This is a genomic window from Paenarthrobacter aurescens, assembly GCF_041549525.1.
Taxonomy (GTDB): domain Bacteria; phylum Actinomycetota; class Actinomycetes; order Actinomycetales; family Micrococcaceae; genus Arthrobacter; species Arthrobacter aurescens.
On sequence record NZ_CP157456.1, the window covers coordinates 3,823,516 to 3,840,688 of the forward strand.

Here is a 17,173-nt window from a genome sequence, read left to right on the forward strand (position 1 = left end):
TCCCGCGGATGCCCTAAGCTCCGCGGGAGGATCGCTCCAAAACCAGCGGGTCCCTGCCAAGGTCACGGCAGGGGCCCGCTTTTGTGTCAGCGCCACCCATTCTTCAGCTTTGCTGGCTCGGGACTGTGCGGTCACCACCTACTTTGATTTCTGGCATCGGCGGACACGCCGCATTCTGGGTGTGTCGAGAGGCTTTGAGTTTCGAAGAAGGTGGTGACCGCACGCTCGTCTTTTGTGTCAGTTATACGTCGTCGAACGCGCAGGTGAGATAAGTGGTACACAGCCGAAACATTGCGTCGATGCGAGGAAACAATGGCCACCTACGCTGGTTTTACCTGGACAAAGACGTCCACGAAACCACTGAAAGGACACCACCATGATGCTCTTGAAGACCCTCAGCTTTTTCCTCGATGCCAGCGGCCACCAGAACGGCCCCGCCGGCGAATCCAACCCAGACCACTCCCCCGCCATTGCTACCGAACGCCTGACCTCCAGCGCTTGGGAGGGCTGGTGGGATGACGCCGATCAGGGCTTCCCCGCCGAAGCCTGAGATCGCTCAAGAAGCCCGCGCCGTCAGCTGCAGGCGGGCTGTCGGCAGACCAATAAGGGTGACCGATCCGCCGTCGTGGGCTTGCAGTTCCAGGCCGATGTTCCGCGAGCCGTCCTGCGGCATGACGGCTCGGACCTGAAAAACCTCGCCGCCGATCCGGACGTTGTCGCCGCCCTTGATGGCTTTGAGCTTCTTGTGCATCTCAGCGGCCACTGCGGCGATCTCCACGATCTTCCTGCTCGGCCCCGGCACCGTGGTTCTCACGGATTTCTTCGCCGTCCTTAATGACTTCCTCTTCCTTCTCCTGCATCTTGTCGCTCTTCTTGGTATCGCGAGGCGGCAGCTGGATGCTCTCTTCGGCCTCGATGCCGCCCTGAAGTTGGCGTCCACGTTCCATCTCGGCGTCGAACTCCGCACCAAACAGGAGGGACATGTTCAGGATCCAGAGCCACAGCAGCATGATGATCACGCCGGCCAGGGCGCCATAGGTCTTGTTGTAGTTGCTGAAGTTGGCCACGTAGAAGCCAAAGCCCAGAGATGCCAGGGCGAAAATCACCAGGGCAATCAACGAACCCATGCTCATCCAACGGAACTTTGGCTGCTTCACGTTGGGGGTGAAGTAATAGAGCACAGCGATGATTGCGACAACGATGATGATGAGGACCGGCCACTTGGCGATGTTCCAAACGGTGAGGGCGGTCTCCGACAATCCGATAGCACCTCCGATGGCCTCAGCCACCGGCCCGCTCAGGACCAGCATGGCTGCGGCGAGTGCTGCGCCCACCACTGCCACTACGGTGACGGCGAGCATGGTGCCCCGCAGCTTGACGAATCCGCGGCCCTCATCAACTTCGTAGACCCTGTTCATGGCCCGGCTGAAGGCCGTGGTGTAGCCGGAGGCGGACCACAGTGCCACGAGAATACCGATGATCAGCGTGAATCCGGCGGCGTTGGACTGCGTCAGTTCCTCAATGGGCTGCCGCATGGCATCCACACCCGGTCCGGGCGCGAACTGCTGGACTATGTCCAGAAGGGCGGTGGTGGTTTTTCCGGCATCGCCGAAGATACCGATCAGGGAAACCAGCGCCAGAAGGGCTGGAAACAGGGAGAGCACGGCGTAGTAGGTCAGGCCGGCGGCGGCGTCCGGGCACTGGTCCTTGGTAAATTCGCGCAGAGTCCGCTTGGCGATGTACATCCACGTAGGCTTGACCAGATCATTTGGACTGTCCGGCTTACGCGAGTCTTCCGGGGAAGGGGCGGTCTGCGCTTTGGCTGTGCTGGTGTGGGCTGAGTCTTGTGTAGTCATGGGGCACTCGTCCGTGGGGGTAGTTTTCGCGAACAACTGACCCATCAATAGTAAGCATGCTGATGATTACTTCGGAAGAACCCACGCCGAATTAACGCCGGCAAAGCTGCAAATCGCTGACCCGCTGACCCGCTCAGGCCAGCTTACTGGCCAGCAGGAACTCGAATGGCGACTCAATCACGGACCGGATCACTTGGCCCGCAGCGCCGAGAAGCGTTCCGGAATGCTCCAGGCTGGACACCGTCAGATTCTCCGGATGCAGCAAACCAGGGGCGTAACGCGCCAAACTGCCCAGCAGGGCGGGCCGGAGCCATTCCGCCAGCACGGCAAAGTGTCCGCCAAGTACAACGGCTTCAATATCCATCAACCGGGCAGAAGAGGCGAGCGCAACGCCCAAGTACCTCCCGGCGTCGTGAACTGCCTGAGTAGCCTGCGGCTCCCCGGCCGCCAGCGCCGCCAGGAGCAACTGCGTGCGCACTCCGAGCGAGCCCTCAGGGATGCCGGCTGCCTCGAAAATGGCCTCCTGGCCGGCAAAGGTTTCCAGGCAGCCAGTGCCCCCGCAGGAGCAGGACGGCCCGTCCGGATGGACAACGATGTGGCCGAGTTCGCCCGCAGAGCCACCCGGCCCGGTATAAAGCTCCGAGCCGATAATGACACCCCCGCCCACTCCAACCTCCCCTGAAACATAGAGGAAATCGGGTTGCCCATGGCCGTACCAAAGCTCTCCGAGTGCGGCACTGTTTGCCTCGTTGGACAACCTGACGCCAAGCGGGGCGCCTTCGAGCAGGGCCCGGGGATTCAGCTCCTCATGCTCCCAGTGCAGGTTAGGCGCGGAAAGGACAAGGTTGCGCTGCTCATCCACGAGCCCCGGCACCGCCAGTCCGCCGCCCAGAATGGAAATGTCCGCTGCAGCCGCCGCGGCGATGGCCTCGGCTGCCAGGCCGGCCAAGCGTTCCATGACCTTTTCGGGCGCAAGCCCCCTGTTGCGCGATTCAACGGTGGAGTGGAAGCGGAGGTTGCCGCCCAGGTCCACAAGGCCAACTGCCAGGTAGTCCACGTTGATTTCCATGCCCACCACACCACGACGCGAGCTCAGTTCCAGGCCCTGTCCGGGGCGCCCCCGCTCGCCATCGCGGTAGAGGCCAACCTCGGAGACCAGCCCGGACTCCACAAGATCGGCAACCAGGCTGGAGACCGCAGCTTTGGTAAGACCCGTTCCCGCGGCCAATTGCGCACGGCTGGGTTTGGCATCACCGGTCCGCGCGATGGAGTCCATCACCAGGGAAAGATTCCGACGGCGGACGTCGCCTACGCGCCCGGGCGCGGCTTGATCGTTCACTGGCATGGACCTCCCTGCTTCTTCGAAAAATCTTTTCGACTTCCATTGACCATGATCCATCATCCCCCATATAGTTCAGATTGAAAACTAATTGGAATGCACTTCTCCAAGTTCTTCCCCCAGTGCTTTGCAAAGGAGCAAAAATGACCCCGCAGCCCACCCCGCAGGACCGCTTCACCTTTGGCCTCTGGACCGTTGGCTGGACCGGTGCCGACCCCTTCGGCGTAGCCACCCGTCCGGCGTTGGACCCCGTTGAAGCAGTTCACAAGCTCAGTGAGCTGGGCGCCTACGGCATCACGTTCCACGACAATGACTTGATCCCCTTTGACGCCACAGCATCTGAGCGCGAGCTCATCCTGAAGAACTTCAAAGCAGCCTTGGCCGAGACCGGCTTGAAGACTCCCATGGTCACCACCAACCTGTTCAGCCACCCGGTCTTCAAGGATGGCGGATTCACCTCGAATGACCGCTCCATCCGCCGCTTTGCCCTCAGCAAGATCCTCCGCAACATTGATCTCGCCGCTGAACTGGGTGCCGAGACCTTTGTCATGTGGGGCGGCCGCGAAGGCAGCGAATACGACGGTTCCAAGGACCTCTCCGCAGCACTGGACCGCATGAAGGAAGGCGTGGACACCGCGGCCGGCTACATCAAGGAGAAGGGCTACGGCCTGCGCATCGCCCTCGAGCCCAAGCCGAACGAACCCCGCGGCGACATCTTCCTGCCCACGGTGGGCCACGGCTTGGCCTTCATTGCGCAGCTCGAACACGGGGACATTGTGGGCCTCAACCCGGAAACCGGCCACGAGCAGATGGCGGGGCTGAACTTCACCCACGGCATCGCCCAGGCTCTGTGGGCGGGGAAGCTTTTCCACATCGACCTCAACGGCCAGCGCGGCATCAAGTACGACCAAGACCTCGTTTTCGGCCACGGCGACCTCACCAGCGCCTTCTTTACGGTTGACCTGCTGGAGAACGGCTTCCCCAACGGCGGGCCCAAGTACGACGGTCCGCGCCACTTCGACTACAAGCCCTCGCGAACTGACGGTTACGACGGCGTGTGGGAATCGGCCAAGTCCAACATGTCCATGTACCTCCTGCTGAAGGAACGCGCCTTGGCTTTCCGTGCAGACCCGGACGTCCAGGAAGCACTTGCCACGTCAGGCGTGTTCGAACTCGGCGAGCCAACACTGAACGCCGGAGAGACCACGGCCGACCTGCTGGCTGATGCCTCCGCCTTCGATAATTTCGACGCCGATCACGCCGCCGAGCGCTCGTTCGCCTTTGTCCGCCTCAACCAGCTGGCCATCGAGCACCTGCTCGGCGCCCGCTAGATCTCTCCCACCCACAGCAACCCCGCCGCCGGGCCCCGGGGCGCCTCCTTTACTGAGGTTCCCGGCTCACCCGGCGGCGGTCCCCTAAAGGAACAAACGCATGCCTCTCGTAGCCGGGATAGACAGCTCCACCCAGTCCTGCAAAGTGGTCATCCGGGATTCAGTTACTGGCGCTTTGGTGCGCCAGGGCAGGGCCTCCCATCCGGAGGGCACAGAGGTCCACCCGGATCATTGGTGGACAGCCCTGCAGGACGCGATCACCCAGGCAGGCGGCCTTGACGACGTCGATGCCGTGTCCATCGGTGGACAGCAGCACGGCATGGTGTGCTTGGACGAATCCGGCAACGTCGTCCGGCCGGCCCTGCTGTGGAACGACACCCGTTCGGCGCCCGACGCGGAGGAGTTAATCCTTGAAGCCGGTGGTGGCGATGCCGCTGCCGGAGCCTCATATTGGGCCTCCACCACAGGCACAGTGCCAGTAGCATCGCTGACTGCAACCAAGCTCCGTTGGTTGGCGCGGAACGAACCCGCGAACGCCCAACGGACAGCAGCCGTGTGCCTGCCCCATGATTGGTTGTCCTGGCGCCTCGCCGGGCATGGACCCGGAAGCGGGCCAACGTCCCTGGAACTCCTCCGCACAGACCGCTCGGATGCTTCCGGCACGGGGTACTTCTCAGCTTCCAGTGGCCAATACCTGCCTGAGGTCCTCAAGGACACCCTCGGCCACGTTCCCGTGCTTCCAGTAGTGGCGGGACCTTTGGAAGCAGCCGGCAAGACGCCGGGCGGGGCGCTCATTGGCCCGGGCGCGGGAGACAACGCTGCAGCGGGGCTGGGCGTGAGCGCCGCCGTCGGTGATGTTGTTATTTCGATTGGAACATCGGGGACGGTCTTCGCGGTGTCGGATGTTCCAGCGTCGGACGCAAGCGGGCTCGTAGCCGGCTTCGCGGACGCTACCGGCAACTACCTGCCACTGGCCTGCACACTGAATGCAACCCGGATCTTCGACGCCACGGCTGCACTGCTCGGTGTGACCCTCACCGAACTCGGAAGACTGGCCCTGTCCGCCCCGGAAGGCGCGGAAGGCCTGACCCTCGTCCCGTATTTCGAGGGCGAACGGACCCCGAACCTGCCGGATGCCACGGGTTCACTCCACGGCATTACGGTTTCCAACTACACTCCCGCCAACATGGCACGCGCCGCCGTAGAGGCCGTTTTGTGCTCCTTGGCTGACGGGCTGGCTGCCCTGCAGGCGCAGGGTGTGTCCGCCCAGCGCATCATCCTGGTGGGCGGGGGTGCTCAATCAACGGCAGTCCAGCAGATCGCAGCCGCCGCGTTCGGGGTGCCCGTGTTCGTCCCGGAACCTGGAGAATACGTAGCGGACGGAGCGGCCAGGCAAGCCGCAGGCATCCTCACGGGAAAGCTGCCGTCATGGCCGCTTGAGGGTATTGAGGTTCCTCACGCAAATGACACCGGGCATCCGGACTTCCTGACGAGGTACCGCCATTACGCCGCCAAGGTGGCCAAAGGCTGATCAACGGAGCGGGTGCTCTATCGTGACAGGGTGAGCACTGAACAATCCGCATCCACCCGGCCTCCCGTGATGGAGGACGTTGCCCGCGTGGCAGGTGTCTCCCACCAGACCGTCTCCCGGGTGTTGAACAACCACCCCAATGTGAGCTCCAAGACCCGTGAGCGCGTGGAACAGGCCATCACCGAGCTGGGCTACCGCAGGAACACTGCTGCGCGAAGCCTGGTCACCCGTCGGTCCCAGACCGTTGGCGTGCTCGGCAGCGAAATGGCACAGTACGGGCCCTCGCACACTCTCCTCGGAGTCCAGCAGGCTGCGAGGGAGGCGGGCTATTTTGTCAGCATCGCCGCCTTGCGGGAAGTAACACCGGAGACCATCAAGGACGCCATGGCGCACTTCATGGACCAGGGCGTTGACGGCGTCGTTGTCACCGTGCCCCACCCGGGGACCTTTGAGGTTCTCAAGGACATCACAGCGCAGGTACCTTTGGTAGCCGTTGGGTCCATCGGCGATGAGCACCTCAACGGCGCCACCGTGGACCAGCGTCAGGGTGCCCGGCTCGCCGTCGAGCATCTCCTGGAACTGGGTCACCAGCGGATCGGACACCTGTCCGGACCCGCTGATTGGATTGACGCCGCCGCGCGCATCGAGGGCTGGCGGGACGCTTTGGCGGAGGCAGGGATCGAACCGGAGACCCTGATCGAGGGCGACTGGAGTGCTGAATGCGGGTACCGCGAAGGTTTGAAAATCGCCGCGGACCGATCCGTGACGGCCCTGTTCGTCGCCAATGACCAGATGGCCCTCGGCGTTCTCCGTGCCCTGAACGAACTTGGCGTCCGGGTTCCTGAGGACATCAGCGTTGTGGGATTTGACGACCAACCGGAGGCTGCGTACTTCATACCGCCTTTGACCACAGTGGCGCAGGACTTTGAGGAGCTCGGGCAACGCTGCATCGGCCTGCTGTTGGATCGGTTGGAGAGCGGCAGCACCGGCGTGCCAGTGACGGTGGCACCCCGGCTGGTTGTCCGCTCCACCACGGCCCCCGTGGCAAACTAAGCGCCCCCTCCCCCAAGTAAGCAGCAGATCAGGTCGTTTGAAGGGCTTGATACGGCCTGAGCTGCTGCCCGCTTGGGTGCGCCTGCCAAGAACCCGCGTCATGAGCCTCCCTTTCGGACTGCACGCTCTTGACATCAAAGTTGTGAGCGCTAACAATTGCATCAGACCTTCTTCAGTTTTCCACCCCGACCCCCGGCAATGAGGCCTTGGCCAGCCGGATGGAGACCCCATGAATACCTCTGAAAACCTCCCGCTCGACGAACAGTTCGTCATTGGCGTGGACTACGGCACCTTGTCCGGCCGCGCAGTTGCTGTGCGCGTATCCGACGGCGCCGAGATCGGCAGCGGCGTGTTCGAGTACCCGCACGCAGTGGTCTCGGACCGCCTCCCCGGCAGTGGCCAGCGCCTTCCGGCCGACTGGGCACTCCAAGTACCCAACGACTACCGCGACGTTCTGCGCAACGCTGTACCGGCCGCCGTCGCCGACGCCGGCATCAACCCCGAACATGTGGTGGGCATTGCCACGGACTTCACCGCGTGCACCATGGTTCCGACGACGGCGGACGGCACGCCGCTGAACGAGCTGGAACGCTTTGCTGACCGTCCGCACGCGTTCGTCAAGCTGTGGCGTCACCACGCAGCCCAGCCGCAGGCGGACCGGATCAACCAGCTGGCCGAAGAACGCGGCGAATCCTGGCTTCCCCGCTACGGCGGCCTGATCTCCTCCGAGTGGGAATTCGCCAAGGGGCTGCAGCTCCTCGAGGAAGATCCTGAAGTCTACGGCGCCATGGATCATTGGGTTGAGGCCGCCGACTGGATTGTCTGGCAGCTCTGCGGCAAGTACGTCCGCAACGCCTGCACCGCCGGCTACAAGGGCATCTACCAGGACGGAAAGTACCCGTCCGAGGACTTCCTGGCAGCACTGAACCCTGAGTTCAAAGGCTTCGTCTCCGAAAAATTGGAGCACACGATCGGCCGCCTGGGAGACGCCGCCGGTTATCTCACCGAAGAGGCCGCAGCATGGACGGGGCTTCCGGCGGGGATCGCGGTGGCGGTAGGCAACGTTGACGCCCACGTCAGCGCGCCGGCTGCAAACGCTGTTGAACCCGGACAACTCGTAGCGATCATGGGCACATCCACCTGTCATGTGATGAACGGCGACGTCCTGCGCGAAGTCCCGGGCATGTGCGGAGTAGTGGACGGCGGGATTGTGGATGGCCTCTGGGGTTACGAGGCCGGCCAATCCGGTGTGGGAGACATCTTCGGCTGGTTCACCAAGAACGGTGTGCCGCCGGAATACCACCAGGCCGCCAAGGACAAGGGCCTGGGCATCCACGAATACCTCACCGAACTCGCAGAGAAGCAGGCCATTGGCGAGCACGGACTGATCGCTTTGGACTGGCACTCGGGCAACCGCTCAGTGTTGGTGGACCACGAGCTTTCCGGCGTGGTGGTTGGTCAGACATTGGCCACCAAGCCAGAGGACACGTACCGCGCACTGCTGGAGGCCACGGCCTTCGGCACCCGCACTATTGTGGATGCTTTCCGCGATTCCGGTGTTCCGGTTAAGGAGTTCATTGTTGCCGGCGGTCTGCTGAAGAACAAGTTCCTCATGCAGGTCTACGCCGACATCACAGGCCTGCAGCTCTCCACGATCGGATCCGAGCAGGGTCCTGCGCTGGGCTCGGCAATCCACGCAGCCGTAGCGGCCGGTAAGTACAAGGACATCCGTGAAGCGGCCGCCTCCATGGCAGCAGCTCCCGGCGCTGTTTACACCCCCATCCCGGAAAATGCGGCCGCCTACGAGGTCCTTTTCCAGGAATACAAAGCCCTTCACGACTACTTTGGCCGCGGCACCAACAACGTCATGCACCGCCTGAAGGCTATCCAGCGCGCCGCAATTCAGGGCTCGGCAAACGGAGCCACCGTCCTGGAAGGAGCTACAGCGTGAGCGCACTTTTGGAATCCATCGCCAAAGTCCGGAGGGAAGTCTGCGAACTTCACGCCGAGCTGACCCGCTACCAGCTGGTGGTGTGGACTGCCGGCAACGTCTCGGGCCGGGTCCCGGGGCACGATCTCATGGTGATCAAGCCTTCGGGCGTTTCCTATGATGACCTCACTCCCGAACTCATGGTGGTCACCGATCTTTATGGCACACCTGTGCGGGGAATGAACACTGGCAGCGCAGGCACCGTGGACTGGGGCAACCCGGACCTCTCCCCCTCTTCTGACACCGCAGCGCATGCGTACGTGTACCGTCACATGCCAGAAGTAGGCGGAGTGGTCCACACCCATTCCACCTACGCCACGGCCTGGGCTGCACGGGGCGAAGAAATCCCCTGCGTGCTGACCATGATGGGCGATGAATTCGGCGGATCCATTCCCGTGGGACCGTTCGCGCTGATCGGAGACGACTCCATCGGCCAGGGCATTGTGGAGACGCTCAAAGGTTCCAACTCCCCCGCGGTACTCATGCAGAACCACGGGCCCTTCACCATCGGCAAGGACGCCCGCAACGCAGTCAAAGCCGCAGTGATGTGCGAGGAAGTGGCAAGGACGGTACACATCTCCCGCCAACTGGGAGAGCCGCTGCCCATTGACCCCGCGAAAATCGAGTCCCTCTTTGACCGATACCAGAACGTGTACGGCCGCTAACGCGTCCAGTCGGCCGCCGACGCAGCCAACCCGCCATTTACGCAGCCAGCCCGCCCCCGCGAACGCAACAAGCTACTCAGAACCCAGAAAAACCAGGAGCCACCACAATGCCCAGCGCCAACAACTCTTCCGCCAACTCCACCTCGCTGGGGCAGTACGAGGTCTGGTTCCTCACCGGCAGCCAGCACCTTTACGGTGAGGACGTCCTCAAGCAGGTGGCAGCGCAGTCGCAGGAGATCGCCAACGCCCTGAACGCCAGCAGCGATGTTCCCGTCAAGATCGTATGGAAGCCTGTCCTCACGGATTCGGACTCCATCCGCCGCACCGCGTTGGAAGCAAACTATGACGACGCCGTGATCGGTGTGACCGCATGGATGCACACGTTCAGCCCCGCCAAAATGTGGATCCAGGGCCTGGACGCCTTGCGCAAACCCCTCCTTCACCTGCACACGCAGGCCAACAGGGACCTTCCCTGGGCTGACATTGATTTCGACTTCATGAACCTCAATCAGGCTGCCCACGGCGACCGCGAGTTCGGGTACATCCAGTCGCGCCTCGGCGTGCCGCGGAAGACCGTCGTCGGGCATGTCAGCAACCCTGAGGTTGCCCGCCAGGTGGGCGCCTGGCAGCGCGCTTCGGCTGGTTGGGCCGCCGTCCGCACGCTGAAGCTGACCCGCTTTGGTGACAACATGCGCAACGTGGCCGTCACTGAGGGCGACAAGACTGAAGCGGAGCTGCGCTTCGGAGTCTCCGTGAACACCTGGTCCGTCAACGAGCTCGCCGATGCTGTCCATGCGTCCGCAGAGTCCGACGTCGACGCTTTGGTTGCCGAGTACGAGCGCCTTTACGAGGTGGCTGATGAGCTGAAGGCAGGTGGCGCCCGCCACGAGTCGCTGCGGTACAGCGCCAAGATCGAGCTGGGGCTCCGCAGCTTCCTCGAAGCCAACGGTTCTGCAGCGTTCACCACGTCCTTCGAGGACCTGGGGGCGCTGCGCCAACTGCCGGGAATGGCCGTTCAGCGCCTCATGGCTGACGGTTACGGCTTTGGCGCCGAGGGCGACTGGAAGACTGCCATTCTGGTGCGCGCCGCCAAGGTGATGGGCGGCGACCTGCCAGGCGGTGCCTCGCTGATGGAGGACTACACGTACCACATGGAACCGGGCAGCGAGAAGATCCTCGGTGCGCACATGCTGGAGGTTTGCCCGTCCCTGACCGCCAGGAAGCCTCGCGTGGAGATCCACCCGCTGGGCATCGGCGGCAAGGAAGACCCCGTCCGCATGGTGTTCGATACCGACGCCGGCCCCGGCATTGTGGTGGCTCTGTCCGACATGCGTGACCGGTTCCGCCTGGTGGCCAACGTAGTGGACGTCGTTGATCTCGACCAGCCGCTCCCCAACCTGCCGGTTGCCCGTGCCCTCTGGGAGCCTAAGCCCAACTTTGCCACTTCCGCCGCCGCGTGGCTCACTGCCGGCGCCGCGCACCACACGGTACTGTCCACGCAGGTGGGCCTTGAGGTGTTCGAGGACTTCGCCGAAATTGCCAAGACCGAACTCCTCACCATCGACGAAGGCACCACCATCAAACAGTTCAAGAAAGAGCTCAACTGGAACGCGGCCTACTACAAGCTGGCCGGCGGCCTGTGAGCACCGAATTCACGCTGAGCGCGGGCGGTTACACGGCAGTTGTGAGCGCCCGCGCTGCCGCGATTCGCGTCCTGCAGTTTGAGGGCCGGGACCTTGTGGTCCCGTTTCCCCAGGGTGGTCCCATCCCGGACTACCGCGGTGTGATTGCCGCGCCGTGGCCCAACAGGATCGCGGACGGCACGTACACGTTCGACGGCGTGGAACACCGCGTGCCTATCAACGAGCCGGAGCGGGCAACGGCCTTGCACGGGCTCGCCTTTCCGCTTGACTGGACCCTGAAAGAGTCCGACGCCGGTGCACTCACCTTGACGTGCACGGTGGGGCCCACGGCGGGCTATCCGTTTGTGCTGGAGCTTTCGGCGCGCTTCACCTTGGACGAGGCCGGGCTGCACACGTCGGTCACGGCCCGGAACGCCGGCAGCATCGCGGCGCCCTATGGGGTCTGCCCGCACCCGTATCTGGTGGCGGGATCTTCTCCGTTGGATGAGTGGATCCTTGAGTTCGCTGCTGACTCTTTCCTTGAGGTCACCCCGGACCGCCTCCTGCCTGTGGGCCTGGCGCCAACAGAGGGCCACCTCTTCGACTTCCGTTCCCCGCGCGCCATCGGCAGCACCGAGATCGACCACGCCTTCACAGGAATAACGTTCGACGGCGGGCTGGCGCGGCTTTCCGTGCGGGACCCGGCGGGCACCGGCGTCGGAGGGTCCGGCGTCGGGATGTCCTGGGACGAAAGCTGCCAGTGGCTGCAGATCCATACGGCTGATAAGCCGGCACCGATTCCGGGAAGGCTTGGCCTGGCCGTTGAGCCCATGACCTGCCCGCCGGACGCCTTCAACAGTGGAACAGACCTGATCCGTCTGGAACCCGGGGCCGAGCACACAGCATCCTGGAGCATCTACACCCTGTAGCCCGCGTTCCTGCCCAGTAGCCGAGGCCGCTGGGGCAAGAAGCCCGGGTTTCCGCGAAACTGCTCGCGGAAACCCGGGCTTTTTGGGGACTAACAGGGCAGGAGCGCAGCTAAGCGCCGGCTGTGCTTTGGCGGACCACCAGCTCGGGGGTGAACACCACAGCCCTGTGCTTGGTTCCGCCGCTCTCCTGTTCTTCCGCGAGCAGCTCGATCGCGGTCCGGCCCAGCGCCTCGGTGGGCTGGCGGATGGAAGATAGCGGGACAACTGCTGAGATGGCGAAGTCGATGTCGTCATAGCCAATGAGCGCGATGTCCTCCGGAATCCGGACGGTCCGCAGCATGGTCAAGGACTGCATGACGCCCAGCGCCAGAAGGTCATTGGAACAGAACACGGCTTCAGGCCGCTCTTCGGGCGCGCGTTCCACCAGGGTGTTGCCCACTTGCCTGCCAGCCAGGACGGTCTGGCCTGCGGAGTCCACGACTTCAACGCTGGCCCCGGATACCTCGGAGACAGCACGCTGCGCGCCCTTGAGTCGGCTGGCCACCTGACGGATGGACGGCGTACCAACAAAGGCCAGACGACGGCGGCCCAGGTCCAGCAGGTGTTTGGCGGCCAGATAGCCACCTTCCTGGTCATCCACGGAGACCGAGCTGCAGCGATCAGTGTCCGCAAGTTCGTCCACCAGAACCGTGGGCACGCCACGTTCGCGGAGCGTATCAATGCGCCCTGAAACATCACCTACGGGAGAGATCAACAGGCCTTGCACGCGCTGCTCTTGGAAAAGGTCCATGTAGTGCGCTTCGCGGGAGGAGTCCTGACCGCTGTCCCCCACCAGCACCACGCTGCCCAGGGCCGCCGCCGCATCTTCCGCCGCGCGAGCCACGGAGGAGAAGAAGGGGTTCCCAACGTCCAGGACAATCAGCCCGATGGTGCGGCTCTGGCCGGCGCGGAGCTGCCGGGCGGCGTCGTTGCGGACGAAGCCCAGCTCAGCAATGGATTTCAGGACGCGTTCCTTGGTCCGCGGCGAGACCCGGTCCGGATAATTCAGCACATTGGAAACAGTTCCCACTGCTACCTGGGCATGGGTGGCAACGTCTTTGATGCTGGCTGTCTGGGACATGCTTTCCGATCTCCGCTGGCTGACGTCAATGTTTTGGAAACGCCTTGACACCCTCCCGTTTGCGAGGGTAATTTGAATCGTAACAAATGAAACGATTCAAAGACGAGTAACCCTGGAGATCCGCACATGAGGGTTTGTTTCCGCTCTTCAGTCCAGCCTGAACTGATGGCCGAGTACAAGCAGCGCCACGCCGCAGTGTGGCCGGAGATGCTGTCCGCACTGAAGAACGCAGGGTGGAACAACTACTCCCTTTTCCTCGCACCGGATGGTCAACTGATCGGCTACCTGGAATGCGAAGACTACGAGGCAGCCCAGGCCCGCATGGCAGTCACTGAGGTTAACGCCCGCTGGCAGGCCGAGATGGCAACCTTGTTCGCCAACAGTGACCTCCCACCAGACCAGGGCTTCGAAATCGTCGAGGAAGTTTTCAACCTTGAGGATCAGCTCGCCGCAGCAGGCGTCACAGATGCCGCCGGCCCCACACACATCAATAAGCACGCCGCCCACGAATACCAAAAGGAACAAGCATGAACACCACAGAATCGGCCCTGGGCCGTCTAGGGGAACTGGCCATTGAAGTGCCGTCCTGGGCCTACGGAAATTCCGGAACCCGGTTCAAGGTCTTCGGCACCCCGGGTACTCCGCGCACCGTTCAGGAAAAGATCGCCGACGCCGCCAAGGTTCACGAACTCACGGGGCTCGCTCCTACTGTGGCGCTGCACATTCCCTGGGACAAAGTGGATGACTACGCTGCGCTCCGCGAGTACGCCGCAGGGTTGGGCGTAGGCCTGGGAACCATCAACTCCAACACTTTCCAGGATGACGAGTACAAGTTCGGCTCCTTGACGTCCTCCAACGAGTCAGTGCGTCGCCGTGCCATCGACCACCACCTTGAATGCATCGAGATCATGCACGCCACCGGGTCCAAGGACCTGAAGATCTGGCTTGCTGATGGCACCAACTACCCCGGCCAGGATGACATGCGCGGCCGCCAGGACCGCTTGGCCGAGTCCCTCCAGGAGATCTACGCGGGCCTCGGCGACGAGCAGCGCCTTGTACTGGAGTACAAGTTCTTCGAGCCCGCTTTCTACCACACCGATGTTCCGGACTGGGGAACCTCGTACGCTCAAACCCTTGCACTCGGCGAGAAGGCTTTCGTCTGCCTGGATACCGGCCACCACGCCCCGGGCACCAACATCGAGTTCATCGTCATGCAGCTCCTGCGTCTGGGCAAGCTGGGTTCCTTCGACTTCAACTCCCGCTTCTACGCCGACGATGACCTGATTGTTGGCGCCGCTGATCCGTTCCAGCTGTTCCGCATCATGCACGAAGTCATCCGGGGTGGCGGCTTCGGCAAGGACTCCGGTGTCGCGCTGATGTTGGACCAGTGCCACAACCTCGAAGAAAAGATCCCCGGCCAGATCCGCTCGGTCCTCAACGTCCAGGAAATGACCGCCCGCGCCCTGCTGGTGGACACCGCAGCACTCTCCGAAGCACAGCGTGCCGGGGATGTCCTGGCCGCCAACGGCATCTTCAACGATGCTTTCTACACCGATGTCCGCCCGGTCCTGGCTGAGTGGCGCGAATCCCGCGGCCTGCCCGCCGACCCGATGGCCGCGTACAAGGCCAGCGGATACCAGAAGAAGATCAACGAGGACCGCGCAGGCGGCCAGCAAGCCGGATGGGGCGCATAAGCATGACCAGCAAGACTGTTGAAGAGCTGATTTCCCGTTCCAACCGCCTCGGCGCGGACAAGCGGAACACCAACTTCGCCGGCGGCAACACCTCCGCCAAGGGCACCGAGAAGGATCCTGTCACTGGCCAGGACGTCGAACTCCTCTGGGTCAAGGGCTCCGGCGGCGACCTCGGCACCCTGAAGGCTGAGAACCTGGCAGTACTCCGGCTGGACCGCTTGCAGGCACTGAAGTCCGTTTACCCCGGCGTCGAGCGTGAAGACGAAATGGTGGCCGCGTTCGATTACTGCCTGCACGGCAAGGGCGGCGCGGCTCCCTCGATCGATACCGCCATGCACGGACTCGTGGACGCTGCCCACGTTGACCACCTGCACCCGGACTCGGGCATCGCCATCGCCACCGCGGTGGACGGCGAAGCCCTGACCTCCAAGGTCTTCGGCGACAAAGTGGTGTGGGTTCCCTGGCGCCGCCCCGGATTCCAGCTCGGCTTGGACATCGCGGCGATCAAGGAAGCCAACCCGCAGGCCATCGGCACCATCCTGGGTGGCCACGGCATCACCGCGTGGGGCGCCACCAGCGAAGAGGCTGAGGCCAACTCGCTCTGGATCATTGATCAGGCCGAGAGCTACATCAAGGAAAACGGCAAGGCCGAGCCCTTCGGTGCCAAGCTCCCCGGCTACGGCGCCCTCCCCGACGCTGAGCGCCGTGCAAAAGCTGCCGCTCTGGCACCGGTGATCCGCGGCTTGGCTTCCACGGACAAGCCGCAGCTGGGGCACTTCAGTGATGACGCCGTGGTGCTTGAATTCCTCGAGTCCGCCGAACACCCGCGCCTCGGCGCGCTGGGTACCTCCTGCCCGGACCACTTCCTGCGCACCAAGGTCAAGCCCTTGGTCCTGGACCTCCCGGCCGGGGCCTCGATCGAAGACTCGGTCAACCGCCTCAAGGAACTGCACGCCGCGTACCGCGAGGACTACCAGGCGTACTACGACCGTCATGCTGACGAGAACAGCCCGGCGCTTCGCGGCGCGGACCCGGCAATCGTGCTAATCCCCGGCGTGGGTATGTTCTCCTTCGGCAAGGACAAGCAGACCGCCCGCGTGGCCGGCGAGTTCTACATCAACGCCATCAACGTGATGCGTGGCGCTGAGGCCATTTCCACCTACGCGCCTATCGAGGAATCGGAGAAATTCCGTATCGAGTACTGGGCACTGGAAGAAGCCAAGCTGGCCCGCATGCCCAAGCCGAAGTCCCATGCCACCCGCATCGCGCTGGTGACCGGAGCGGCGTCGGGCATTGGCAAGGCGATCGCCACCCGTCTGGCGTCCGACGGCGCGTGCGTAGTTATTGCCGATCTAAACCTTGAGAACGCGCAAAAGGTGGCCGAGGAACTGGGCGGTTCGGACGTAGCCATCGGCGTCCAGGCCGATGTGACTGACGAAGCGCAGATTGCCGCCGCGATTGCCGAAGCCGTGCTCGCGTTCGGCGGCCTTGACCTGGTGGTCAACAACGCCGGCCTGTCCATCTCCAAGCCGCTGCTGGAAACCACAGAGAAGGACTGGGACCTCCAGCACAACGTCATGGCCAAGGGCTCATTCCTGGTATCCAAGGCCGCGGCCAAGGTCATGATCGATCAGGGTCTGGGCGGGGACATCATCTACATCTCCTCCAAAAACTCCGTGTTCGCCGGGCCCAACAACATCGCCTACTCCGCCACCAAGGCTGACCAGGCGCATCAGGTCCGCCTGCTCGCCGCTGAACTGGGCGAGTACGGTGTCCGCGTCAACGGCATCAACCCCGATGGCGTGGTCCGCGGCTCCGGCATCTTCGCCGGCGGCTGGGGCGCAAAGCGCGCCGCGGTATACGGCGTGGACGAGCAGGAACTAGGCAAGTACTACGCCCAGCGCACGCTCCTCAAGCGCGAAGTCCTCCCGGAACACGTGGCCAACGCCGCGTCCGTGCTCACCAGCAACGAGCTCTCCCACACCACCGGCCTTCACATCCCCGTGGACGCCGGCGTGGCAGCAGCCTTCCTCCGCTAGGACC

The 17,173-nt window shown here is 63.4% G+C and carries 15 protein-coding genes; 11 read left to right on the top strand and 4 right to left on the bottom strand.

What is annotated here, in order from left to right:
• Window positions 1-376: 376 nt before the first annotated feature.
• On the top strand, window positions 377-550 hold the full coding sequence (locus tag ABI796_RS17765) for a hypothetical protein (RefSeq protein ID WP_170224956.1): 174 nt from the start codon (window positions 377-379) through the stop codon (window positions 548-550).
• A 6-nt stretch (window positions 551-556) separates the two neighbouring features.
• Here ABI796_RS17765 and ABI796_RS17770 read toward each other — a convergent pair whose 3' ends face one another.
• The 3 genes from ABI796_RS17770 to ABI796_RS17780 all read right to left on the bottom strand — a co-directional run bounded on the left by ABI796_RS17770 (window position 557) and on the right by ABI796_RS17780 (window position 3,255).
• Complete coding sequence (locus ABI796_RS17770; RefSeq protein ID WP_246095850.1) at window positions 557-778, bottom strand: hypothetical protein; 222 nt, start codon at window positions 776-778, stop codon at window positions 557-559.
• The gene (locus ABI796_RS17775; protein WP_141284942.1) at window positions 753-1,856 is read right to left on the bottom strand and encodes a YihY/virulence factor BrkB family protein; all 1,104 of its coding nucleotides are present in this window, start codon (window positions 1,854-1,856) and stop codon (window positions 753-755) included. The genes ABI796_RS17770 and ABI796_RS17775 overlap by 26 nt, the downstream gene beginning before the upstream one ends.
• Window positions 1,857-1,989: 133 nt before the next feature.
• Window positions 1,990-3,255, bottom strand: coding sequence for an ROK family transcriptional regulator (locus ABI796_RS17780; RefSeq protein ID WP_141285002.1), 1,266 nt, complete (start codon window positions 3,253-3,255; stop codon window positions 1,990-1,992).
• Between the two features lie 83 nt (window positions 3,256-3,338).
• Between ABI796_RS17780 and xylA the strand changes: the two genes are divergently transcribed.
• The 7 genes from xylA (at window position 3,339) to ABI796_RS17815 (ending at window position 12,316) form a co-directional block, all read left to right on the top strand.
• Entirely contained in the window at window positions 3,339-4,526 is a 1,188-nt protein-coding gene (gene xylA / locus ABI796_RS17785) for a xylose isomerase (protein WP_141284940.1), read from the top strand.
• Window positions 4,527-4,626: 100 nt separating this feature from the next.
• Window positions 4,627-6,057, top strand: a complete 1,431-nt coding sequence (locus tag ABI796_RS17790; protein WP_141284938.1) for a xylulokinase — start codon at window positions 4,627-4,629, stop codon at window positions 6,055-6,057.
• A gap of 69 nt (window positions 6,058-6,126) precedes the next feature.
• Window positions 6,127-7,110 carry a LacI family DNA-binding transcriptional regulator gene (locus ABI796_RS17795; RefSeq protein WP_141285000.1) on the top strand — a complete coding sequence of 328 codons (984 nt, stop codon included), beginning with the start codon at window positions 6,127-6,129 and terminating at the stop codon, window positions 7,108-7,110.
• Window positions 7,111-7,339: 229 nt separating this feature from the next.
• A complete protein-coding gene (gene araB, locus ABI796_RS17800; protein WP_141284936.1) occupies window positions 7,340-9,061 on the top strand; it encodes a ribulokinase in 1,722 nt (573 codons plus the stop codon).
• On the top strand, window positions 9,058-9,765 hold the full coding sequence (locus ABI796_RS17805) for an L-ribulose-5-phosphate 4-epimerase (RefSeq protein ID WP_141284934.1): 708 nt from the start codon (window positions 9,058-9,060) through the stop codon (window positions 9,763-9,765). The genes araB and ABI796_RS17805 overlap by 4 nt, the downstream gene beginning before the upstream one ends.
• A gap of 107 nt (window positions 9,766-9,872) precedes the next feature.
• A complete protein-coding gene (gene araA / locus ABI796_RS17810; RefSeq protein ID WP_141284932.1) occupies window positions 9,873-11,408 on the top strand; it encodes an L-arabinose isomerase in 1,536 nt (511 codons plus the stop codon).
• On the top strand, window positions 11,405-12,316 hold the full coding sequence (locus ABI796_RS17815) for an aldose 1-epimerase family protein (RefSeq protein ID WP_141284930.1): 912 nt from the start codon (window positions 11,405-11,407) through the stop codon (window positions 12,314-12,316). The genes araA and ABI796_RS17815 overlap by 4 nt, the downstream gene beginning before the upstream one ends.
• Window positions 12,317-12,425: 109 nt before the next feature.
• Here ABI796_RS17815 and ABI796_RS17820 read toward each other — a convergent pair whose 3' ends face one another.
• Window positions 12,426-13,436 carry a LacI family DNA-binding transcriptional regulator gene (locus ABI796_RS17820; protein WP_141284928.1) on the bottom strand — a complete coding sequence of 337 codons (1,011 nt, stop codon included), beginning with the start codon at window positions 13,434-13,436 and terminating at the stop codon, window positions 12,426-12,428.
• A 126-nt stretch (window positions 13,437-13,562) separates the two neighbouring features.
• Between ABI796_RS17820 and ABI796_RS17825 the strand changes: the two genes are divergently transcribed.
• The 3 genes from ABI796_RS17825 to ABI796_RS17835 are packed head-to-tail and all read left to right on the top strand — an operon-like array spanning window position 13,563 to window position 17,169.
• Entirely contained in the window at window positions 13,563-13,967 is a 405-nt protein-coding gene (locus ABI796_RS17825; protein ID WP_141284926.1) for an L-rhamnose mutarotase, read from the top strand.
• On the top strand, window positions 13,964-15,130 hold the full coding sequence (rhaI, locus tag ABI796_RS17830; RefSeq protein ID WP_141284924.1) for an L-rhamnose isomerase: 1,167 nt from the start codon (window positions 13,964-13,966) through the stop codon (window positions 15,128-15,130). The genes ABI796_RS17825 and rhaI overlap by 4 nt, the downstream gene beginning before the upstream one ends.
• 2 nt (window positions 15,131-15,132) lie before the next feature.
• Window positions 15,133-17,169: a bifunctional aldolase/short-chain dehydrogenase gene (locus tag ABI796_RS17835; protein WP_170224955.1), complete on the top strand. Its 2,037-nt coding sequence runs from the start codon at window positions 15,133-15,135 to the stop codon at window positions 17,167-17,169.
• Window positions 17,170-17,173 lie beyond the last annotated feature (4 nt).

Bases quoted from the DNA above. Each gene is read 5' to 3' on its own strand.
- araA (WP_141284932.1), top strand. From the start codon at position 9,873: ATGCCCAGCGCCAACAACTCTTCCGCCAACTCCACCTCGCTGGGGCAG.
- ABI796_RS17780 (WP_141285002.1), bottom strand. From the start codon at position 3,255: ATGGATCATGGTCAATGGAAGTCGAAAAGATTTTTCGAAGAAGCAGGG.
- rhaI (WP_141284924.1), top strand. From the start codon at position 13,964: ATGAACACCACAGAATCGGCCCTGGGCCGTCTAGGGGAACTGGCCATT.
- ABI796_RS17775 (WP_141284942.1), bottom strand. From the start codon at position 1,856: ATGACTACACAAGACTCAGCCCACACCAGCACAGCCAAAGCGCAGACC.
- ABI796_RS17820 (WP_141284928.1), bottom strand. From the start codon at position 13,436: ATGTCCCAGACAGCCAGCATCAAAGACGTTGCCACCCATGCCCAGGTA.
- xylA (WP_141284940.1), top strand. From the start codon at position 3,339: ATGACCCCGCAGCCCACCCCGCAGGACCGCTTCACCTTTGGCCTCTGG.
- araB (WP_141284936.1), top strand. From the start codon at position 7,340: ATGAATACCTCTGAAAACCTCCCGCTCGACGAACAGTTCGTCATTGGC.
- ABI796_RS17825 (WP_141284926.1), top strand. From the start codon at position 13,563: ATGAGGGTTTGTTTCCGCTCTTCAGTCCAGCCTGAACTGATGGCCGAG.
- ABI796_RS17790 (WP_141284938.1), top strand. From the start codon at position 4,627: ATGCCTCTCGTAGCCGGGATAGACAGCTCCACCCAGTCCTGCAAAGTG.
- ABI796_RS17835 (WP_170224955.1), top strand. From the start codon at position 15,133: ATGACCAGCAAGACTGTTGAAGAGCTGATTTCCCGTTCCAACCGCCTC.
- ABI796_RS17795 (WP_141285000.1), top strand. From the start codon at position 6,127: ATGGAGGACGTTGCCCGCGTGGCAGGTGTCTCCCACCAGACCGTCTCC.
- ABI796_RS17765 (WP_170224956.1), top strand. From the start codon at position 377: ATGATGCTCTTGAAGACCCTCAGCTTTTTCCTCGATGCCAGCGGCCAC.